Consider the following 20,986-nt stretch of genomic DNA (forward strand, 5'->3'; position numbering starts at 1 on the left):
GATATGTCCTTCGGGACTGCGAGAGGGCGGCTCTGACCTGCACACTCGCGCTGGGATCGGAGGTGGCGCGGCAGTGCGCAGAGACAGGACTTCAAAGAGAGATGTGCGGCGGTGCTGGTTTTCTCAGCGCGCCGAACACATGGCGCTGGACATGCGGCCTAGGTCGACGTGCCGCCGACTCACCAAGGCAATTCCAGTTCCAGACATGACGGAAGCGTGTCACGGGAGTTTGGACCCAGTCCAGCATCGTCCAGGATGTGGACAAGAGTGTCTCGCTCAGCGAGATGGTGTGGCATGGGTCACGCGAAAGGGGCCCAGTTCAGGGCCCCTTTGGCGGGTGGCGGCCGGAGGCGGTTCGCGGCCGGCCGGCGGCTCGGGCGTGGGCGGCGGCCGCGGCAGGCGCGGGAGGCCGGCGGCTCAGCCGTGGGCACCCGGCCACGGGCCGGGGTTCTCGCCCTCCGCGACCTGCTCCACCTTGGTGTCGAAGAGCCGGAAGCCACGGCGCTCGTAGTTGGCCATCGCGTGCGGGCCGTCCAGCGAGCAGGTGTGCAGCCACACCCGCTTGGTCGGCTCCCGGTCGGGCCACCGCTCGGCCAGATCCCAGGCGCGCTCCACTCCGTACGACAGGAGGTGCCCGCCGATCCGCCGGCCGCGGAAGGCGGGGATCAGGCCGAAGTAGACGATCTCCACCACACCGTCCGGCTGCGGGTCCAGCTCCACGTAGCCGGCTGGCGTCCCCTTCTCGTACGCCACCCAGATCTCGGCGCCCGGCTTCTCCACGATCTCCCGCCACTGCGGGTAGGTCAGCGACAGCCGGTCGGTCCACTGGATGTCGCCGCCGACCGCCGTATAGAGGAAGCGGCTGAATTCCGCCGAGGGCACCTCGGCGCGCACGACCTTCACGTCCTGGCCCTCCGGTGCGGGGGAGGGGCGCAGATCGGACGGCGAGGTCTGTTCCAGGGACCAGGTGGTGAGAGTGATGCTCATGGGCTTATCGCATCATGCGGAGCCCGGGATTCCTACCGATGGCGGACACGAACCGGGTGCACTCGGACACAGTGTCCGCCATACGGACAGTCGGGACCCCGTGCCCCTGGGGCGCGGCCTGCGCCGCGCCCCAGGGGCGGGTCCCGTCAGGCCCCGGCCGGGTGGCGCGGCTCGCGCCACATCGCCCACAGGACCGGCCCGCCGCCCGGCAGCTCCAGCTCCTCGCGCACGGTGAAGCCGAAGTGCTCGTAGAAGGAGAGGTTGGCCTCCTTCGAGGACTCCAGGTACGCGGGCAGGCCCGCCGCGTCCGCCTTCGCCAGCCCCGAGCGCAGCAGGGCCGCGCCCTGCCCCGTGCCCTGGGCGGCCGGGTCGGCGCCGAGGAGTGCCAGATACCAGTGCGGTTCCCGGGGCGTGTGCGAGGCGGCCGCCTCGACGGCGTCCCGGAACGCCCCGGCCCGGTCGCCGAGGATGATCATCAGTTCCTGGATGGTCTCCGCGTCCGGCACCGCCTTCGCCTGCGCCTCCGGCGGCACCCAGAAGGCCGCCGCGGACTCGGTCCGCTCGCACACCGCGTTGCGGGCGTACTGCCGGGTGAAGATCGTGCTGAAGTAGCCGCCGAGCGACGCCACACGCGTGGCGTCCTCAGGGAAGAACCAGCGCATCATCGGGTCGTCGTCGAAGGCGCGGGCCAGGGAGCGGCTGATCGCCGGGGCATCGTCGGTCACTGCCGTTCTGGGCATGTTCGATATCGCCATACGGGACATTCTGCACCCGATGATCTTGAACGGCGGGGCCGGGGTCCCCCTGGGCTACGCGCTGGTGCCGGAGCGCGCCGCGAGGACCGCCGGAGCCGTCGACTGCGGCAGCAGATCCGCCGGGTGCGCCGGGCGGACCAGCTCCACCTCGACCTCCTCGCTGAAGCGGTACGGCCGGTGGGCGAGCACCCCCGCCAGGTTCCGCCGCACCCGCGACATCTCCGCCCGCACCGTCACCGTCCGCGTCCGGTCCCCGAACACGTCCTGCGCCAGCTCCGCCGCCGTCCGCCCCCCGGGGTGCAGCGCCAGCACGTACAGCAGCTCGGCATGGCGCGGGCTCAGCTCCTGCGACCAGCTGCCCGCCGCCCCCGACACCGCCACCGTGCAGCGGCGCGGCCGGCTCAGGTCGAGCACCACCCGGCTCGCCGCACCCGAGGCGGCGCCCTCCGGCCCGGTCTCCTCCTCCACCCGCAGCAGCCAGCCGCCCGGCAGCGGCTCCACCGTGCACATCCCGAGCGACGGCAGCCACACCCGACCGGCCCGGAACGACTTGGGCAGCGCGAGCCGGTCCACCGGCGCCATCCCGGTCACCGCCGCCGTCCAGCCGTGCGTGTCCACCGCGATGGCCCGCCCGCCCACCCGGCACAGGATCGGCGCGGCCACCGAACGCAACCGCTCGATCGACCGCAGATGGCGCTGGCGCATCTCCGCCTCCGCGAGCTGCGCCACCGAACCGACGAGCGCCAGCGTCGCCGGATGGAAACTGGACGCCGGTCCGCTCACGTCCACGATCCCCAGCAGGCGCTGGTCGCGCGGGTCGTGGACGGGCGCCGCGGCACAGGTCCACTTGTGCAGCGTCTGTACGTAGTGCTCGGCCGAGTGCACCTGCACGGCCCTGCCCATCGCCAGCGCCGTGCCCACCGCGTTCGTCCCGGTGGTCTGCTCGCTCCAGGCCGCGCCCTCCTCCAGACAGATCCCGTTGGCCTGGCGCAGCACCGCCAGATTGCCCTCCCGCCACAGCACCCGGCCCTGCTCGTCCGTCACCACCATGATCTGCATGGACGCGTCGGCGATCCCCGCGAGACCCGCGCTCAGCGTCCGCATCACCTCGCCGAGCACCGTCGTCCGGCGCCGCTGCTCCAGCTCGTCGCGCTGCAGCAGCACACTGCTCGTACCCTGGTCCGGGTCGAGACCGATCCGGAACATCCGCTGCCAGGAGGCGTCGATGACCGGGCGCGGCGCCACCGGCGGCGTCCGGCCGGCCAGGGTCTCCTCCCGCACCTTGTGCAGCAGCCGGCTCGCCTTGACGGCGTCCATCGCGGCCAGCCGGTTCAGGTCGAGCTGACTGTTGTTCATCGGTCCCTCCCAGCCACCCGTGGTGCTGAATCGCCGTATCGGTTCTGCGCTGCCATGGTCCTGCCGCCCATCGTGCCGCTCCATCGAGCCGTGCGCGGGGCGCTTCGGGTAATCCTGCAACCCCTTGCAACTCTGGCAACCCCCGCCCCCGTCCACGACGCTTGAGCCGAAGCGGAGGGTGGTGCCGTGTCGGCGCAGCACCACCCTCGGCTTTTCCGCGCGTGCCGACCCCCTCGGGTCCACCCCTGGCACGCGCGGCCACTCACCCGTCCGACGGGCTCCCCGAACCCGCGTTCACCCCCTTTCCGTCACCGGCCGCGCCCGCTCCACCACCGCCGCCAGATCCAGCGTGTGCGGCAGCGTCCCGAACGCCGCCCCCCAGTCCCCGCCGAGCCGCGAGGCGCAGAACGCGTCCGCCACCTCCGGCGGCGCCCAGCGCACGAGCAGCGCCCCCTGCAGCACCCGCGCCATCCGCTCCGCGAGCCGCCGCGCCCGCGCCTCGATCCCCTCCAGGTCCGCCAGTTCGGCCAGCATGTCCCGGATCGCCCGGTCCAGGCGGTGATCCGCGCCCCGGGCCAGCCCCACCTCCCGCAGATAGGCGTTCAGCGCCCCCGGCTCCCGTTGCAGCGCCCGCAGCACGTCCAGCGCCTGTACGTTCCCCGCGCCCTCCCACACGGAGTTCAGCGGCGACTCCCGCAGCAGTCGCGGCAGCCCCGACTCCTCCACGTACCCGTTGCCGCCCAGGCACTCGAGCGCCTCCGCCACCACCGGCGTACACCGCTTCGTCACCCAGAACTTCGCCACCGGCACCGCGATCCGCAACAGCGCCCGCTCCTCGTCCGTGTCCGCGTCGTACGCCGCCGCGAGCCGCAGCCCCAGCACCGTCGCCGCCTCCGACTCCAGCGCCAGATCGGCCAGCACGTTGCGCATCAGCGGCTTGTCGACGAGCAGCCCCCCGAACGCCCTGCGGTACGAGGCGTGGTGCACGGCCTGCGCCACCGCCTGCCGCATCAGCGCCGCCGAACCGAGCACACAGTCCAGCCGGGTCGCCGCCACCATCCCGATGATCGTGCGGACCCCGCGCCCCTCCTCGCCGACCCGGCGCGCCCACGTCGTCCCGTCGAACTCCACCTCCGCCGAGGCGTTCGACCGGTTGCCCAGCTTGTCCTTGAGCCGCTGGATCGCGAAGGCGTTGCGCGCACCGTCGGGCAGCACCCGCGGCACCAGGAAGCACGTGAGCCCTCCCCCGCGGCCTCCGGCACCCGAGCCGCCCCCAGGAACCTGCGCGAGCACCAGGAAACCGTCCGACATCGGGGCCGAGCAGAACCACTTGTGCCCCGTCAGGACGTACTCCCCGTCGGCCGCCAGCGGCTCCGCCCGCGTCGTGTTCGCCCCGACGTCGCTGCCGCCCTGCTTCTCCGTCATTCCCATCCCGAGCAGCACCCCCGTCTTCTCCAGCGGCGGCCGCAGCCCCTCCTCGTACACGCGCGAGGCGAGCAACGGCTCCCACACCGCGGCGAGCTCCGGATCCGCTCGCAGCGCCGGCACCGCCGCGTGCGTCATCGACAGCGGACAGCCGTGCCCCGCCTCCACCTGCGAGGCCAGCAGGAATCCCGCGGCCCGCCGCACATGACCACCCGGACGGCCCCACGCGTCCGTGAGACCCGCCCCCACCCCACGCCCGAGCAGCCGGTGCCAGGCGGGATGGAACTCCACCTCGTCGATCCGGTTGCCGTACCGGTCGTGCGTCCGCAGCCGGGGTGGGCACTCGTTCGCGAGCCGCCCCCACTCCTGCGCCTGCGCCGAGCCCGCCGAGACCCCGAAGGCCGTCAGCTCCTCCCGCGCCTCCGCGGACACCTCCGGCGGCAGGTGCCGCTGCACGGCCTCCGCGAGGGCCGGGTCGGACGAGAACATGTCGTACCCCACCAGGGGCGGAGCCTGGTTGGTCACGGTGTGGGTGGTGGCTGCCATGCCGATACGGTAAGGAGGTGCAGGCAGCAAACGAAACACCCGAACGGCCCGAGCGGCGGCCCTGGAGCAGGCTCCACCGGGCCCGCGTCCTCTACCGCAACGTCTCGAAGCGGAAGATGGTCTGGCTGCTCCTCAAAGACACCGTCAACTCGTGCATCGAGTACCGCATCCTCGGCCTCGCCGCCGAGGCCGCCTTCTTCACCCTGCTGTCCCTGCCGCCGCTGCTGCTCGGTCTGATCGCCCTCCTCGGCTACGCCGACGAGTGGACCAACACCAACACCGTCGCCAGCATCGAGGAGAACATCCTGCACGCCGCCGGAACGGTCCTCTCCGACCGCGGCGTCAACGAGATCGCCCGCCCCCTCCTGGAGGACGTCACCGAGGGCAAACGGCCCGAGCTCATCTCCCTCGGCTTCGCCATCGCCCTGTGGTCCGGCTCCCGCGCCGTCAACGTGTTCATCGACACCATCACCGTCATGTACGGCCTCGACGGGCACCGCGGCATCGTCAAGACCCGGCTGCTCGCCTTCCTGCTGTACATCGTGGCCCTGCTCATCGGCGCCGTCGTCCTGCCCCTCGCGGTGGTCGGCCCCGACCGGGTCGTCGAGCTCGTGCCCTGGGGCACGGAGGTCGTCTCCGTCCTGTACTGGCCGGCCGTCATCCTGCTCTCCGTCGCCTTCCTGACGACGCTCTACCACGTGTCGGTGCCGGTCCGCTCCCCGTGGATCGAGGACATCCCCGGCGCCCTCGTCGCCCTCGGCATGTGGGTCCTCGGCAGCTTCCTCCTCCGCATCTACCTGACCAGCCAGGTCGAGGGCCCCACCATCTACGGCTCCCTCGCCGCCCCCATCGCCGTCCTGCTGTGGATCGGCATCTCCGCCTTCGCCGTCCTGGTCGGCGCGGCCGTCAACGCGGCCATCGACCGCGTCTGGCCCTCGGTCGCCACCGCCGCCGCCCGCGAGGCCACCGAACGCGCCCGCGCCGCCCAGGCCGCCGACCTCGTCGCCCGCCTGCGGGCTGAGGCCGACGACGTGGACGAGGACGACCCGGACATGCCGTCGGAGTTCCCGGAGCGGTGGTCGCGGTTCCTGCCGCCGGACGACGTGAAGTCGCGCTTGCACTCGGGGTGGGAGAAGGAGTGAGGGGGCCCGTCCCGGACGCCCGCCCAGGTCTTCGCCCCGATCGCGTCGCGGTACCCGGTGGTGGCCGACTTCAGGTCCACCGTGGCGGCCTTGACGGGTACGACTTGCCGGCCAGGTAACCGGTCGACGACCTGGCCGCCCAGGTCCCGGACTTCGCCGCCGAGGTCTCCTGGAGGATCACCGGCGTGGCGGTGACGGCGGCCGTGGCCTTGTTGCCCGCCCGGTCGTACGCCGAGAGGGTCCGGATCCGTCGGCGCTGCCGGTCACCCCCTGCACGATCAGGACTCCGGATGGGCGCCCGCCACCCAACGGCCACCGGGAAGTGGCCGTTCGGAAAATGCTTGGCGATCCCGCGGGGGCACCCGCTACGGTGTGCGCATCGCGAAGATCGCGGTGCAGGGACCTTTCGACCAGGAGGTGTGACCGATGGCTGTCGTCACGACGGGCGTTGCCCGCATCCAGATGCTCGTCCACACCACCTCCGTGGCCACCGGCTGACGTCTCTCATCGGCTGCGTACGCGCGCAGCGCCGGGGCCACCCCTGTGAAGGGTCCCCCTTGTCTTTCTCCAGCTCCTCCTTCTCCACCACCACTTCCGCGTCCACCTCCTCCCTGCACGCCTACGGCTGGGACGAGGAGTGGGCGACCGCGTTCGCCCCGTACGCCGCACAGGGCCTGCTGCCCGGCCGCGTCGTCCGTGTCGACCGCGGCCAGTGCGACCTCGTGACCGAGGCCGGGATCGTCCGCGCCGACACCTCGTTCGTCACGCCGCACGACCCGCTGCGGGTGATCTGCACCGGCGACTGGGCCGCCGTCGACCCCGAAGGCGTCAGCGACCCCCGCTACGTACGGGCCTGCCTGCCCCGCCGTACCGCGTTCGCCCGCTCCACCTCGTCCAAGCGGTCCGAGGGGCAGATCCTCGCCGCCAACGTCGACCACGCCATCATCACGGTCTCGCTCGCCGCCGAGCTCGACCTCGGCCGCATCGAGCGCTTCCTCGCCCTCGCCTGGGAGTCCGGCGCCCAGCCGCTGGTCGTCCTCAGCAAGGCCGACCTGGTACCCGACCCCGTCGGGCTCTCGTACCTGGTCGAGGACGTCGAGACGGTCGCCCCCGGCGTCCAGGTGCTGCCCGTCAGCTCCCTCACCGGTGAGGGTCTCGACGTGCTCCAGGCCGTCGCCGGCTCCGGCACGAGCGTGCTGCTCGGTGTCTCCGGCGCCGGCAAGTCCACCCTCGCCAACACCCTGCTCGGCGAGGACGTGATGGACGTCCAGGCCGCCCGCGAGGTCGACGGCAAGGGCCGGCACACCACCACCACCCGCAACCTCCTCGTCCTGCCCGGCGGAGGCGTGCTCATCGACACCCCCGGACTGCGGGGCGTCGGCCTCTGGGACGCCGAGACCGGCGTCGGCCAGGTCTTCGCCGAGATCGAGGAGCTCGCGGCGGAGTGCCGCTTCCACGACTGCGCGCACGAGTCGGAGCCCGGCTGCGCCGTCGCCGCCGCCATCGCGGACGGCACGCTGCCCGAGCGGCGCCTCGACAGCTACCGCAAGCTGATCCGCGAGAACCAGCGGCTCGTCGCCAAGACCGATGCCCGCCTGCGGACGGAGATGCTCAAGGACTGGAAGCGCAAGGGCGCGGAGGGTCGCGCGGCGATGGACCTGAAGCGCGGGCGCGTCCGGTAGTACGGGTGGGGGACCGAGGGACCACAGCACACCGGGCTCGGCGTCCGAAAACCGCCAGCCGGGCCCGGTGCGGTCCCGCACACTGGAACCCATGACGGACACGCTCGCGGGCCCGGTCGGCGCCCCGCCCACCGACGAGGACACCCGGTACGAGGCGGTCACCAGCCGGGACGCCCGCTTCGACGGCGCGTTCTTCTTCGCCGTCTCCACCACGGGGATCTACTGCCGTCCCAGCTGCCCGGCCGTCACCCCCAAGCGGCGGAACGTCACCTTCTTCCCCACCGCCGCGGCCGCCCAGGGCCACGGCTTCCGGGCCTGCCGCCGCTGCCGCCCCGACGCCGTGCCCGGCTCCGCCGAATGGAACGTACGGGCCGACGTCGTCGGCCGCGCCATGCGCATGATCGGCGACGGCGTCGTCGACCGCGAGGGCGTACCCGGACTCGCCGTACGCCTCGGCTACAGCGCCCGGCAGGTGCAGCGCCAGCTCACCGCCGAACTCGGCGCCGGGCCCGTCGCCCTCGCCCGCGCCCAGCGGGCCCACACCGCCCGGCTGCTGCTGCAGACCACCGGCCTGCCGGTCACCGAGATCGCCTTCGCGTCCGGCTTCGCCAGCGTCCGCCAGTTCAACGACACGATCCGCGCCATCTACGCCCGCACCCCCACCGAACTGCGCACCGAGTCCGGCACGGGGACGGGCAAGGGCATGGGCATGGGCATGGGCATGGGCAAGGGCGCCGCCAGCGCCACCGCCACCTCCCCGTCCTCCCGCACCGCGCTCCTCGCCGGGGTGCCGCTGCGGCTCGCCCACCGTGGCCCGTACGCGGCCGACGAGGTCTTCGACCTGCTCGCCGCCGAGGCCGTCCCCGGCATCGAGGAGGTCGTCGGCGAGCCCGGCGCCCGCACCTACCGGCGCACCCTCCGGCTCCCGTACGGCACCGGGATCGTCTCCGTCGACGAACGCTCCCCGGGCCGCTGGCTCGAGGCCCGCATCCACCTCACCGAGCTGCGCGACCTCACCACCGCCGTCCAGCGACTGCGCCGCCTCCTCGACCTCGACGCCGACCCGTACGCCGTCGCCGAACGCCTCGGCGCCGACCCCGTACTCGCCGCGGAGGTCGCCGCGCGGCCGGGCGTCCGCTCGCCGGGCGCGGCCGAGCCGGAGGAGTTCGCCGTACGGACGGTCGTCGGCCCCGAGGAGGCCGCGCGGCTCGTCGAGCGCCACGGCACGCCCCTGGAGACCCCCTGCGGCGGCCTCACCCATGTGTTCCCAGAGCCCACCGCGCTCACCGGCCACCCGCTGGCCGGCCCGCTCGCCCGCGCGCTCGTCGACGGCACCGTACGACTGGACCCCGGCGCCGACCGGGCCACGACGGCCGCCGCCCTGGCCGCAGTCCCCGGCCTGACCCCGCGGACCACCGCCGTCATCCGCATGCGCGCCCTCGGCGACCCGGACGTGGCCCCGGAGGACCGCGCCGACCACCCGGAATGGCGCCCCTGGCGCTCGTACGCGACGCGCTACCTGCGGGCCTGACCACGACCTAGCCTTCAAGGCCCCAGCTGTGGATGCGGCGCGGCCGGATCCGTACGACCTCCTCGCTGAAGTGGGGCCCGAGCGCGTGCGAGCCGACCAGGAGCTCGGCCTCGCCCCGGATCTCCACGCCCCGCACCCGCCACGGCCGCACGCTCGCCAGGTCGTCGACGACCAGGGCCACCTTCGGGTTGCCTTGCAGGTTGCGCCACTTCTTCGTGCGGCCCATCGCCGCGCCGCCGACCAGGACCGTGCCGTCCTCCTGCGGGAAGAACCCCACCGGGTTGGCCTGCGGCTGGCCCGACGGGTCGACCGTGGCCATCCGGGCGAGGCGCTGGGTCCGCAGATAGGCGGCCTCGGCCGCGCTGAAACCGTCGAAATCCCTCATGCCCCCAGCATCACGCGCAGCACGCGCCCGGGTATCGGCACCGAGCCCGATCCGTGGCCGATTCGAGTCCTAGGTCCTCAGCCCCAGATCACCGCCCCCGCCCACGCCCCCACGATCAGCAGGCAGGCGAACAGCTCGACGAGCACGCTCGTGCCCGCAGCACGCATCACCGTGCGGGTGGCCGCCCTGGCCTGGCCGTGGCCGCCGAGGCGCAGGCGCTCGGAGAGGTAGATCCCGCCGACGAAGCCGGGGATCGCGCCGAGCACCGGGACCAGGAAGAAGCCCAGGAACGCGCCCACCCCCGCGTACACCACCATCCGCCGGGTGATCCCCACGCCCCGGAAGCGCCGGGGCGGCAGCTGCCATACGACCGCCTGGGTGAGGAGGAGCAGGCCCGTCGAGGACACCAGCAGGATCCACGCGAGCCCGGTCTGCTCGTGCAGCGACCACCACAGCATCGCCGCCCACACCAGCCACGTCCCCGGCACGCCGGGCGTCAGGACCCCGAACAGGCCGAGCAGCATCACACACGCGATCAGCAGGAGCTGCCACACACCCATCTGCCAAGGGTGCAGGACCGCCGGTGTTCCCGCAGGTCAAGGCGGACGGACGGAGGAATGCCGGGACGGGGGCGGGGCGCGGAGGGACTGGGGGGCGGAGTTACGGGTCCGGTCAGCCGGCCAGGGGCAGGGCGGCGGCGATCAGGTCGCGCTCCTTGCGCCCGATCAGCGGGAAGATGATCTTCAGTGAGCGCTCGCTGTACGGCGACGACAGCACGAAGGACGAGTTGAGGATCCGTTCCTTGATCTCCGAGCGGAACAGGCCGGCCCGCTGGATCGTCATCGTGTGCTCCACCGGCTTCGCGAACGTCGGGTCCGCCCGGAAGACGAGCATCCGGCGGTCGGTCATCGCCAGGTACATCGGCGTCGGCACCGGGATCACCGACATCGCCCCGCCGCTCACGATCGCCGACGCCACGCCGAACGCGGCGGTGCGGCCCACCGAGACCGAGCTCAGGTTCACCAGGGTCGTCACCTCCACCCGCTCCCCGGGCTCCAGCATCGGGGTGACGGTGGCCAGCAGGGCGCGGCGGCGCCTTCCGTTCATGGGTCGTGCTCCTGGGCAGGGTGGACGGGAAACCGGGCGCTCACCCTGCCATACGCGGCCCGGCGCCTCAGAGGCGGGCCACCCATCCCTTCTCGTACGCGTGCCAGCCCAGCTGCAGCCGGGTCGTCACTCCCGTCAGCTCCATCAGCCCCTTCACCCGCCGCTGCACCGTCCGGAGCCCCAGGTCCAGCTGCTTGGCCACGCTGGCGTCCGTCATGCCGGCGAGCAGCAGCGAGAGGATCTCCAGGTCGGTCGGGTCGGGGCCCGGGGTCTCGTCCTCCGTCACCTGCGCGCCCGCGCCGAGCCGCAGCGGCAGCGCCTCGCGCCACACCGACTCGAACAGGCCCATCAGCGATTCGAGCAGGCCGCTCGCGTGCACCACGAGTGCCGCCGGCTCCGCGCCGCGGCCGGTGAGCGGGACCATCGCCAGGGAGCGGTCCGCGACCACCAGCTTGGTCGGCACCCGGTCCGCCACCCGGATCTGCTCCTCGCGGCCCAGCGCCGCCGACAGCTCCATCAGGCCCGACGGCAGGGTGAGCACCTCGCGCTCGATCACCACCCGGTAGCGCACCCCCCGCTCGGCGGCCTGCGCCTCCGCGTCGTTCTCCATGCCGGACACCGCGATCGGCTTGCCGGTCACCAGCGCGCACACCTCGTCCGTCGCCCCGAGCTGGAGCTGGAGGAAGCGGTGGGTGACGGCGCTGGCCCCGGTGACCACCTCCACCAGGTCGTGCACGACCGGCTCGGTGGCCTCGGCGCGGTACTCCTGGGCGAGCAGCGCCGCCGCCAGCTCCGCCTGCTCCAGCTCGTGCCGCTGCTGGGTCAGCAGTGCGCCGAGTGCCACCCCGGGCGGGGCCGCCACCCAGCGGCCGGTGCGGGCCGAGGACTGCGCGGCCAGGCCCTGCGACTCCAGGCGGCGCAGCGCCCGCTCGGTGTCGGGCTCCGGCAGCGCGAGCCGATGCGCCAGGTCGGAGACCTCCGCCGCGCCCAGTGAGACCAGGGCCCGGTACGCGGACTCCTGCCGTTCGTCGAGACCTATCGCACCCAGCATCACTGACCCCACCCCTCGCCGGACGTCCCCGGACGAGCCGGGGCAAACCCCGGACGGCCGGCGGACGCGTTCGTTCCGTTGGTGCACTGGCGGGAATCGGCCACGGCGCATTCCCGCCTTGCCCATCCTGCCTGCACCACCCTCACCTCTGCCAATGTGGCGCCACCGCAGCACCAACAGCCTCCGGACATGGGCGTCTTGTGCCCGCATGCCCGGAATCAGATGGGGAGAGCGATGCGCCCGATTTCGCGTACGGCCCTGGGGGCGGCGACCGCCGCCGTCCTGGCCGTCACCGCGGTCGCGGCGTCCGCGGCCGCAGCGCCGCAGGACGACCCGGCGACCGGCAAGCGACCGCTGACCGGCAGCGAGGCCGCCGCCCGCGCCGGACAGCGGCCCGCCACGGTCACCCTCGTGACCGGCGACCGGGTCCTGGTGACCCGCGACGCCGCCGGCAACCCGGCCGCAGCCGCGCTGCCCCGCGAGGACGGCACCGTGCCGTTCGTCCAGACCCGCCGTTCCGGCCAGGACCTCTACGTCTACCCCGAGGGCGCCACCGCCGCGCTGGCCGCGGGCCGGGTCGACGAGGAGCTGTTCAACGTCACCGGACTGATCCGCCAGGGTTACGACGACACCGGCTCCACCACCCTGCCGCTGATCGCCGTCTACGGTACGGATCTGGCCACCGCCCGCTCCCTCCCCGCCGCCCCGCGCGGCGCCACCCGCGGCCAGGTCCTCAAGACCGTCGACGCCGTGGCCCTCAAGGCCGACAAGAAGCAGGCCGCCACCTTCTGGGCCGACGTCACAGGACCCGCCGCCCGCTCCGCCACGGGCGGCCTGAAGAAGCTGTGGCTCGACCGCAAGGTGCAGGCCACCCTGGAGCGTTCGACCGCCCAGGTGCACGCCCCCGAGGCCTGGGCCGCCGGCTACGACGGCACCGGCACCAGGGTCGCCGTCCTCGACACCGGCGCCGACGCCGACCACCCCGACCTCAAGGGCCGGATCGTCGCCGCGCAGAACTTCACCGACTCCGACAGCGCCGACGACCACCAGGGCCACGGCACCCACACCATCTCCACCGTCGGCGGCACCGGCGCCGCCAGCGGCGGCAAGAAGAAGGGCGTCGCCCCCGGCGCGGCCCTCCTCAACGGCAAGGTCCTCAACGACGGCGGATCCGGCGCCACTTCGTGGATCATCGCCGGCATGGAATGGGCCGTCGCCCAGGGCGCCGACGTCGTGTCCATGAGCCTCGGCAACCCCGCGGAGACCGACTGCACCGACCCGATGAGCGCCGCCGCCGAACAACTCGCCCAGAACAAGGGCACGTTGTTCGTCATAGCCGCCGGCAACTCCGGACCGGGCAACAACACCGTCTCCGCGCCCGGCTGCGCGCCCAGCGTCCTCACCGTCGGCGCCACCGACCGCGACGACTCCACCGCGTCCTTCTCCAGCCGCGGCCCGGCGGCCGACGCCGCCCACACCCTCAAGCCGGAGATCGCCGCCCCCGGCGTCGGCATCTCCGCCGCGGCGGCCGGCGGCCGGGGCGTCTACGCCTACCAGTCGATGTCCGGCACCTCGATGGCCACCCCGCACGTCGCGGGCGCCGCCGCCATCGTCAAGCAGCGCCACCCCGACTGGACCGCCCAGCAGATCAAGGCCGCCCTCGTCGGCTCCGCCGACAGCGGCGTCCCCGGTGACGCCCGCGAGGTCGGCGGCGGCCGCCTCGACGTCAAGGCCGCCGTCGACCAGACGGTCCTCGGCGCCCCCGCCGTCCAGGGCGGCACCTTCGACTGGCCGCAGGACACCAGCGACCGCACCACCGTCTCCGTGCCCTACACCAACACCGGCGACGAGCCCGTCACCCTCTCCCTCGCCGTCGAGAAGGTCACCGGCAACGACGGCTCCGCCGTCCGCACCCCGGTCGCCCGCCTCGGCGCCCGCACCGTCACCGTCCCCGCCGGCGCCACCGTCCGGGTCCCGCTCCGGCTCGACCCGACCGCCCGCCTGGAGCGCGCCCAGTACGGCGACGTCACCGGTCGCGTGGTCGCCACCGGCCCCGGCGGCGTGCACGTCTCGACCCCCTTCGCGCTCTACGTCGAGGCCGAGACCCTCACCCTCCGGGTGAAGATGACCGACCGTCAGGGAAAGCCCGCGGCCGGCTCCTCCTCGCTCGACGTCATCGGCACCGACGACGCAAGCGGTGAGCGCCGCTTCAACGAGGGCGCCGCCGACCAGGTCTTCCGCCTGCGCGCCGGCAGCTACTTCCTCTCCTCCTTCGTCACCACCCCCGACGCCGGCGAGGGCGCCACGCTGAACGACTCGGTCAGCTACCTGGCCCGCCCGCAGCTGGAGCTGAAGAAGGACACCACCGTCGTCCTCGACGCCCGCAAGGCCCACCGGCTGTCGGTCAGGACCGACAAGGCCTCCGAGGTCCGCGGCGCGACCCTCGCGTTCGCCCGCAGCTGGGACGACACCTGGCTGCACAGCGGCACCGCCGCCGGTCCCCGCACCATCCGCGGCTACTACGCCTCCGTCGAAGGCCGCGCCGACGACGGCGACTTCGAGTTCGGCAGCTACTGGCGCACCGCCGCCCCGCAGATCCGCGAACTGAAGACCCGCGACGGCCTGCTCCTGCACCCCCTCACCGCCTCCACCGGCTCCGACAACCTCGACGGCACCGGCTCCGCCCGGCTCGTCGACGCGGGTACCGGCACCCCCGACGAACTCGCCGCCGCCCAGGTCAAGGACCGGATCGCGCTCGTCCGCCTGCCCGACGACAGCACCAGCGCGGGCGCCCTCGCCCGCAACGCCAAGGCGGCCGGCGCCGTCGCGGTCGTCACGTACCACCAGGCCCCCGGCCGCTGGTACCCCGGCGGCAGCTTCACCGGCCTCGGCCTGCCGGTGCTCTCCGTCCCCGCCGCCGAGGCGACCGCCCTGCTCGGCAAGCTGGCGGCCGGCGAGGTCACCCTCGCCTGGCAGGCCAGGGCGAAGAGCCCGTACCTCTACAACCTCGCCTTCCCCGAGACGGGCCCCCTCCGTGACGAGCGGGACTACCGGGTACGCGACGACCGGCTCGGCCGCACGGACTCCCGCTACGGCTCGGCCGGCATCGCCACCGACTTCATGGACTTCCCGGCCGCCTACCGCCCCAACGGCACCGCCGTCTCCTACGGCTCCCTGGAGACCGTCCCGGCGCCCGGCACCCGCACCGAGTACCACACGCCCGGCGACACGACCTGGCAGCAGCTGGTCGGCAGCAGCTTCCCCTTCGGCGAGCTCATGGTCGGCCCCCGGCACGCCTACACCCAGGGCGAGCGCCGCACCGAACGCTGGTACGACGGAGTCGTCGCCCCGACCGCCCCGCGCGACGCGACGGGCAAGGAGGTCCTCGTCGCCGAGCGCCAGGGCAACCTCATCGGCTTCGCCGACGCCATGTGGGGCGACAACACCCACCACGCCGAGCCCGGCTCCTTCGGAGACATCGGCGGCCTGCGGCTCAGCCGCGACGGCGAGGTGCTCGGCGAGTCCGGCTGGCCGTTCGGCGTGTTCGAGGTACCGGCCGAACCCGGCACGTACACCCTCGAACAGCACACCATGAAGATCGGCAGCAAGGTGTGGGCCCGCTCCACCTCCGTCAACTCCCTCTGGAAATTCACCTCCAAGCTCGACGAGAACGTCTATTCTCAGGGCATCCCGATTCTCTTCCCCCGGTACGACCTTCCGGAGGACGGACTCAAGACCCTCGCCGCGACCGACGGCCAGCAGATCGGCCTCAGCGCCACGGGTCACGCCGGCTACCACGCCGGCGCTCTCACCTCGGCCAAGCTCTCGTACTCCTATGACGGTGGCGAGACCTGGACCGCAGCGCACATCTCCCGGAAGGGCGACGCCTGGACCGCGACCGTGAACCACGCGGGCGCGACCGGGAAGCAGGTCACCCTGAAGGCCGAACTGACGGACGCCAACGGCAACTCCGTCACCCAGACCGTGGTCCGCGCTTACGACGTGCGCTGATCACGCCGGTCCGCCGGGCGTCCTTCCCGTGGGGGGTGGGGTCGCCCGGCGGACCACACCCGTTTCCCCACGCCTTTTTCCGCGACACATTTCCGGATGTCCCGGTTTCTGACGGCCTGTGCGGTGGACAATAAGGGCATGACTCAGCAGGGGGACAACTGGTGGGACAAGCTCTACGACGCCTCGGCCCCGGACACCGCGCCGGTCCCGACGCCTGACAGCCTCGACGAGCGCTACGACTCCGCGTCCCGCACCGCCACCGTGGAGCTGCCCGCCGACGCGGTCGCCGCCGCGCAGGAGGCACCGCCGCCGACCGAATCGCCCACGGTCCAGGTCCCCGCCCCCCGCCCGCGCGCCGGTCACATCGGCACCCGGCCCCCCACCTACGAGGCCGAGCCCACCGCCCTGCCCGCCGCCCAGCCCGGCGAGCTCGGCGAACTCGTCGCCGACACCGTGCTCGACGGCGCCCGCTACGGCGCGTACACCCTGCGCGCCGCCTCCGTCCGCGGCGACTCCGCGCGCTTCCGCGGCGAACCCCGGCGCGACGCCCTGCTCACCGCCCGCTTCGGCCAGGACGAGGCCGCCCTCGTGCTCGTCGCCGTCGCCGCCGGACGGCGCGCCGCCGGACAGGCCCACCTCGCCGCAGCCGACGCCTGCCAGTGGATCGCCGAGTCCGTCGGCCGCAGCCACGTCCGGCTCTCCGAGGACATCCGCTCCGGCCGCCGCGGCGATCTCAAGTCCGGCCTCCACCGGCTCACCGACCGCACCTACGGCAAGCTGCGCGCCCGCGCCGCCGAACGCGGCCTCGACCCCGACGAGTACACCGCCGGCCTGCGCTGCCTGCTGCTCTCCGCCGACCCCGACTGCCGCACCCGGATCTTCTTCGGCATCGGCCCCGGCGGTCTCTTCCGGCTCCGCGACGGCGCCTGGCAGGACATCGAGCCGCTGCTCCCCGAACCCTCGGCGACGGTCGGCGCGCCCGTCGTCGGCTTCGGCTCCCCGCCCGTGCGGAAAGCCGGGACGACGGCCGAGGCGGCCGAGGCGACCGAGGCGGCCGAGGTGGCCGGGACGCCGGAGGCCACCGAGGACGGTGACCGGTTCACCATGGACCTCGGCATCACCACCGCCCCCGGACCCTTCGTCGAGGACCCCCTGCCCCCGCCCGCCGAACCGTTCCGCTTCCGCGCCTCCGTCGCCCGCCCCGGCGACACCCTGCTGCTCGCCTCCCACGGGCTGGCCGAGCCGATGCGCGGCGAACCCGCCCTCGCCCGCGAGCTCGCCACCCGCTGGGACGGCGCCGAACCGCCCGGGCTCGCCGCCTTCCTGGCCGACACCCAACTGCGCGTCACCGGTTACGCCGATGACCGTACGGCGGTGGCCGTCTGGGAGGCGTGACCTCTCCGCCCATGGGTTGATGGATCCATGGCCAAACAGAACGTCGCAGAACAGCTCGTCGACATCCTCGTCCGGGCGGGCGTCCAGCGCCTCTACGGCGTGGTCGGCGACAGCCTGAACCCCGTCGTCGACGCGATCCGCCGCAACGCCGCCATCGACTGGATCCAGGTGCGGCACGAAGAGGTCGCCGCCTTCGCCGCCGGGGCCGAGGCCCAGATCACCGGCAGGCTCGCCGCCTGCGCCGGCTCCTGCGGCCCCGGCAACCTCCACCTCATCAACGGCCTGTACGACGCCCACCGCTCCATGGCCCCGGTCCTGGCCCTCGCCTCCCACATCCCCTCCAGCGAGATCGGCCTCGGCTACTTCCAGGAGACCCACCCCGACCAGCTGTTCCGCGAGTGCAGCCACTACAGCGAGCTGATCTCCAACCCCGAGCAGATGCCCCGGCTGCTCCAGACCGCGATCCAGCACGCCGTCGGCCAGGGCGGCGTCAGCGTCGTCTCGCTCCCCGGCGACATCGCCTCCGAGCCCGCGCCCGAGCAGGCCGCCGAGACCGCGCTCGTCACCTCCCGGCCGACCGTCCGCCCCGGCGACGGCGAGATCGACGCTCTGGTCCGGATGATCGACTCCGCCGACCGGGTGACGCTCTTCTGCGGCAGCGGCACCGCCGGAGCGCACGCCGAGGTCATGCAGTTCGCCGAACGGGTGAAGTCACCCGTCGGGCACGCACTGCGCGGCAAGGAGTGGATCCAGTACGACAACCCGTACGACGTCGGCATGAGCGGACTGCTCGGTTACGGCGCCGCCTACGAGGCCACCCACGAGTGCGACCTGCTGATCCTGCTCGGCACCGACTTCCCGTACAACGCCTTCCTGCCCGACGACGTCCCGATCGTCCAGGTCGACGTACGGCCCGAGCGGCTCGGCCGGCGCTCCCGGCTCGACCTCGCCGTCTGGGGCGACGTGCGCGAGACCCTGCGCTGCGTCATCCCGCGCGTGCGGGCCAAGACGGACCGCCGCTTCCTCGACAAGATGCTGAGGAAGCACGCCGACGCCCTGGAGGGCGTGGTGAAGGCGTACACCCGCAAGGTCGAGAAGCACGTGCCGATCCACCCCGAGTACGTCGCCTCCGTGCTCGACGAACTCGCCGACGACGACGCCGTGTTCACCGTCGACACCGGGATGTGCAACGTCTGGGCCGCCCGCTACATCACCCCCAACGGGCGCCGCCGGATCATCGGCTCCTTCAGCCACGGCTCCATGGCCAACGCCCTGCCCCAGGCCATCGGCGCCCAGTTCACCGACCGGGGCCGCCAGGTCGTCTCCATGTCCGGCGACGGCGGCTTCTCCATGCTCATGGGCGACTTCCTCACCCTGGTGCAGTACGACCTGCCGGTGAAGGTGATCGTGTTCGACAACTCCTCGCTCGGCATGGTCGAGCTGGAGATGCTCGTGGCCGGACTTCCCTCGTACGGAACCACGAACAAGAACCCCGACTTCGCCGCCATCGCCCGCGCGGCCGGCGCCTACGGCGTCCGCGTCGAGAAGCCCAAACAGCTCGCCGGCGCACTGAAGGACGCCTTCAGGCACAAGGGCCCGGCCCTGGTGGACGTCGTCACCGACCCCAACGCGCTCTCCATCCCGCCGAAGATCAGCGCCGAGATGGTGACCGGTTTCGCGCTCTCCGCCAGCAAGATCGTCCTGGACGGGGGAGTGGGCCGGATGCTCCAGATGGCCCGATCCAACCTGCGCAACGTGCCACGGCCCTGACGCGCCGGCGCGCTCATGAATGCGGGCCTCCCGGTGGGGCATGCATCCCCGTGAGCCTGTTCGATCCGACGCAGGGGTGGGGGACACGGGATATGGCCCGGGAGGCGCGACAGCCGACTCGACTGCTCAGAAAGGTGGGATGCGCGGAGCTGACCGCGGTGCCGGAGGTGAGACACGCCTTGCGCACGATGCTGGGGACCTGGGGGGCGCCGGGCGCAACCGACGTCGCGGAACTGCTCACCACCGAGCTGGTGACCAACGCCCTGATCCATACGGACCACGGGGCGGTCGTGACCGCGACCGTCGCCCCCGCGCAACTCCGGGTCGAGGTACGCGACTTCGTCTCAGGACTCGCCGCCACACACGTACCGCACGCCGACGACGGCACGCACGGCAGGGGACTCGTCCTGGTCCAGGCGCTCGCCGACTCCTGGGGGGTCGAGAACCACGGCGTGGGCAAGGTGGTGTGGTTCGAACTGAACGGCGGGGCCGCCGAGGGCGGCCCCGCCGCAGCGTGAAGCGGGTGTCCGGTCGTCGTGGCCGACCGGCCTGACGCGGTCGATCAGCCGAACTGCTGCTCCAGGTCGGCGAGCTTGCGCTCGAGCGAGTCGAGCCGGGGCAGTGTCTGGGTGTCGTCCTCGGCGGTGAGGTCCACCATCCGGGACTCGCCCGGACGCGGCTCAGCGCCCTTCACGGCTTGCAGGGAGGGCCGGGGTCGAAGCGGCAGTTGTCCGGGGTCCGCTATGGCGGGCTCCGCGACAGCGGCCTGCACCGCCGTCGCGGAGCCCGCACCCGCACCGGAACCCAGTGCCGAGACGTCCACCTGCCGGCCGCCACCGCGGCCGAACGCGCGGTGCTGCCGGTTCAGCGCCCGCAGCCGCGCCCGGTCCAGCTTCGCCTGCTCGCGCCTGCGCAGCCGGTTCTGCTCCTTCTCCCGCCGGTCCTCGCGCACCTCGTCGACCGCCTCGTCCAGGGTCCGTACGCCCTCCAGGAGCATCAGCGACCACGCGCCGAAGGTCTCCCTCGGCGCCCGCAGCCAGCGGACCATCCGGATCTGCGGCAACGGCCTCGGGATCAGGCCCTGCTCGCGCAGCGCCGCCCGCCTGGTCTGCTTCAGCGCCCGGTCGAACAGGACCGCCGCCGACAGGGACATGCCCGCGAAGAACTGCGGGGCGCCCGCGTGACCCATGCCCCGCGGCGCGTGCACCCAGTTGAACCAGGCCGCCGCGCCCGCGAACGTCCACACCAGCAGGCGCGAGCCGAGGGCCGCGTCGCCGTGGCTGGCCTCCCGGACTGCGAGCACCGAGCAGAACATCGCGGCGCCGTCGAGACCGAAGGGGACCAGGTACTCCCAGCCCCCGGAGAGGTTGAGGTTCTGCCGGCCGAAGCCGACGAGCCCGTGGAAGGAGAGCGCCGCCGCGACCGCGGCGCAGCAGAAGAGCAGGACGTACGACGCGGTGCCGTAGACGGCCTCCTTGCGTCTGCGGCGTTCCTCGCTGCGCTCCCAGGAGTCGTCGGCCGCGGCCTGGTCACCGGCGCGCTTCCCGCGCGCGAGCACCGCCACCGCCGTCAGGACTCCCGCCACCATCACGCCGCCAGGTAGCAGCCAGTCCAGCGATATGTCGGTCAGTCTCATAGCGGTGTCCCTTGCCTCGCGTCGTGCCTCGGTAGTGCTTCGCAGTAGGGCGATACGGCCGCCCATACTGGCCGACCTTGCGGGGCGGGTACGGGGTTTCGGGGCAAGAGCACGCCATCGGGGGGCGTCGGGCATACGAATAGGTGTGATCTGGTCGAACTGGTGGGTGCGGATCGCGGGTTGCGTTCGATTACTGCCACCCGTGGG

17 protein-coding genes and 1 pseudogene are annotated in these 20,986 nt (G+C 73.1%); 7 read left to right on the forward strand and 11 right to left on the reverse strand.

All coding sequences use genetic code 11. The features are described 5' to 3' along the window. Positions 1-123: 123 nt before the first annotated feature. The 5 genes from ACIGEZ_RS16335 to ACIGEZ_RS16355 all read right to left on the reverse strand — a co-directional run bounded on the left by ACIGEZ_RS16335 (position 124) and on the right by ACIGEZ_RS16355 (position 5,069). Entirely contained in the window at positions 124-207 is an 84-nt protein-coding gene (locus tag ACIGEZ_RS16335) for a putative leader peptide (RefSeq protein ID WP_352077884.1), read from the reverse strand. Positions 208-417: 210 nt separating this feature from the next. Beyond that, complete coding sequence (locus tag ACIGEZ_RS16340; protein WP_399831390.1) at positions 418-987, reverse strand: GNAT family N-acetyltransferase; 570 nt, start codon at positions 985-987, stop codon at positions 418-420. Positions 988-1,133: 146 nt separating this feature from the next. Then, positions 1,134-1,742, reverse strand: a complete 609-nt coding sequence (locus ACIGEZ_RS16345) for a GNAT family N-acetyltransferase (RefSeq protein ID WP_399831392.1) — start codon at positions 1,740-1,742, stop codon at positions 1,134-1,136. 54 nt (positions 1,743-1,796) lie between these two features. Then, complete coding sequence (locus ACIGEZ_RS16350; RefSeq protein ID WP_399831394.1) at positions 1,797-3,098, reverse strand: GAF domain-containing protein; 1,302 nt, start codon at positions 3,096-3,098, stop codon at positions 1,797-1,799. Positions 3,099-3,392: 294 nt separating this feature from the next. After that, positions 3,393-5,069 (reverse strand): acyl-CoA dehydrogenase family protein, encoded by a 1,677-nt coding sequence (locus ACIGEZ_RS16355; RefSeq protein WP_399831397.1) that lies wholly within the window; start codon positions 5,067-5,069, stop codon positions 3,393-3,395. A gap of 17 nt (positions 5,070-5,086) precedes the next feature. Between ACIGEZ_RS16355 and ACIGEZ_RS16360 the strand changes: the two genes are divergently transcribed. Continuing rightward, positions 5,087-6,211 (forward strand): YihY/virulence factor BrkB family protein, encoded by a 1,125-nt coding sequence (locus ACIGEZ_RS16360; RefSeq protein WP_399831399.1) that lies wholly within the window; start codon positions 5,087-5,089, stop codon positions 6,209-6,211. Positions 6,212-6,231: 20 nt separating this feature from the next. Here ACIGEZ_RS16360 and ACIGEZ_RS16365 read toward each other — a convergent pair. Continuing rightward, positions 6,232-6,452: pseudogene (locus ACIGEZ_RS16365) on the reverse strand (N-acetylmuramoyl-L-alanine amidase); the annotation flags it as partial. A gap of 316 nt (positions 6,453-6,768) precedes the next feature. On the opposite strand from ACIGEZ_RS16365, the gene rsgA reads away from it, so the two are divergent. Continuing rightward, the gene (gene rsgA, locus ACIGEZ_RS16370) at positions 6,769-7,893 is read left to right on the forward strand and encodes a ribosome small subunit-dependent GTPase A (RefSeq protein WP_399831401.1); all 1,125 of its coding nucleotides are present in this window, start codon (positions 6,769-6,771) and stop codon (positions 7,891-7,893) included. Positions 7,894-7,984: 91 nt separating this feature from the next. Then, the gene (locus ACIGEZ_RS16375; protein WP_399831403.1) at positions 7,985-9,424 is read left to right on the forward strand and encodes a DNA-3-methyladenine glycosylase 2 family protein; all 1,440 of its coding nucleotides are present in this window, start codon (positions 7,985-7,987) and stop codon (positions 9,422-9,424) included. Between the two features lie 7 nt (positions 9,425-9,431). Here the strand turns inward: ACIGEZ_RS16375 and ACIGEZ_RS16380 are convergent, their stop codons facing one another. The 4 genes from ACIGEZ_RS16380 to ACIGEZ_RS16395 all read right to left on the reverse strand — a co-directional run bounded on the left by ACIGEZ_RS16380 (position 9,432) and on the right by ACIGEZ_RS16395 (position 11,967). After that, the gene (locus ACIGEZ_RS16380) at positions 9,432-9,809 is read right to left on the reverse strand and encodes a PPOX class F420-dependent oxidoreductase (RefSeq protein ID WP_399831405.1); all 378 of its coding nucleotides are present in this window, start codon (positions 9,807-9,809) and stop codon (positions 9,432-9,434) included. A gap of 77 nt (positions 9,810-9,886) precedes the next feature. Next, positions 9,887-10,369 (reverse strand): DUF456 domain-containing protein, encoded by a 483-nt coding sequence (locus ACIGEZ_RS16385; protein WP_399831407.1) that lies wholly within the window; start codon positions 10,367-10,369, stop codon positions 9,887-9,889. A gap of 112 nt (positions 10,370-10,481) precedes the next feature. Beyond that, positions 10,482-10,916, reverse strand: a complete 435-nt coding sequence (locus ACIGEZ_RS16390; protein ID WP_399831409.1) for a hypothetical protein — start codon at positions 10,914-10,916, stop codon at positions 10,482-10,484. A 67-nt stretch (positions 10,917-10,983) separates the two neighbouring features. Next, the gene (locus ACIGEZ_RS16395; RefSeq protein WP_399831411.1) at positions 10,984-11,967 is read right to left on the reverse strand and encodes a helix-turn-helix domain-containing protein; all 984 of its coding nucleotides are present in this window, start codon (positions 11,965-11,967) and stop codon (positions 10,984-10,986) included. A 234-nt stretch (positions 11,968-12,201) separates the two neighbouring features. Here ACIGEZ_RS16395 and ACIGEZ_RS16400 point away from each other — a divergent pair, with 234 nt between their 5' ends. The 4 genes from ACIGEZ_RS16400 to ACIGEZ_RS16415 all read left to right on the forward strand — a co-directional run bounded on the left by ACIGEZ_RS16400 (position 12,202) and on the right by ACIGEZ_RS16415 (position 19,661). Continuing rightward, positions 12,202-15,978: a S8 family peptidase gene (locus ACIGEZ_RS16400; RefSeq protein WP_399831413.1), complete on the forward strand. Its 3,777-nt coding sequence runs from the start codon at positions 12,202-12,204 to the stop codon at positions 15,976-15,978. Between the two features lie 138 nt (positions 15,979-16,116). Further along, positions 16,117-17,373, forward strand: coding sequence for a protein phosphatase 2C domain-containing protein (locus ACIGEZ_RS16405; protein WP_399831415.1), 1,257 nt, complete (start codon positions 16,117-16,119; stop codon positions 17,371-17,373). A 27-nt stretch (positions 17,374-17,400) separates the two neighbouring features. Next, on the forward strand, positions 17,401-19,143 hold the full coding sequence (locus ACIGEZ_RS16410) for a pyruvate dehydrogenase (RefSeq protein ID WP_399831417.1): 1,743 nt from the start codon (positions 17,401-17,403) through the stop codon (positions 19,141-19,143). 92 nt (positions 19,144-19,235) lie between these two features. Beyond that, positions 19,236-19,661, forward strand: coding sequence for an ATP-binding protein (locus ACIGEZ_RS16415; protein ID WP_399831419.1), 426 nt, complete (start codon positions 19,236-19,238; stop codon positions 19,659-19,661). A 44-nt stretch (positions 19,662-19,705) separates the two neighbouring features. On the opposite strand, the gene ACIGEZ_RS16420 is transcribed toward ACIGEZ_RS16415, so the two are convergent. Next, on the reverse strand, positions 19,706-20,779 hold the full coding sequence (locus ACIGEZ_RS16420; protein ID WP_399831421.1) for a DUF2637 domain-containing protein: 1,074 nt from the start codon (positions 20,777-20,779) through the stop codon (positions 19,706-19,708). Positions 20,780-20,986: the final 207 nt, after the last annotated feature.

Source organism: Streptomyces sp. NPDC085481 (assembly GCF_044541845.1).
Lineage (GTDB): Bacteria > Actinomycetota > Actinomycetes > Streptomycetales > Streptomycetaceae > Streptomyces.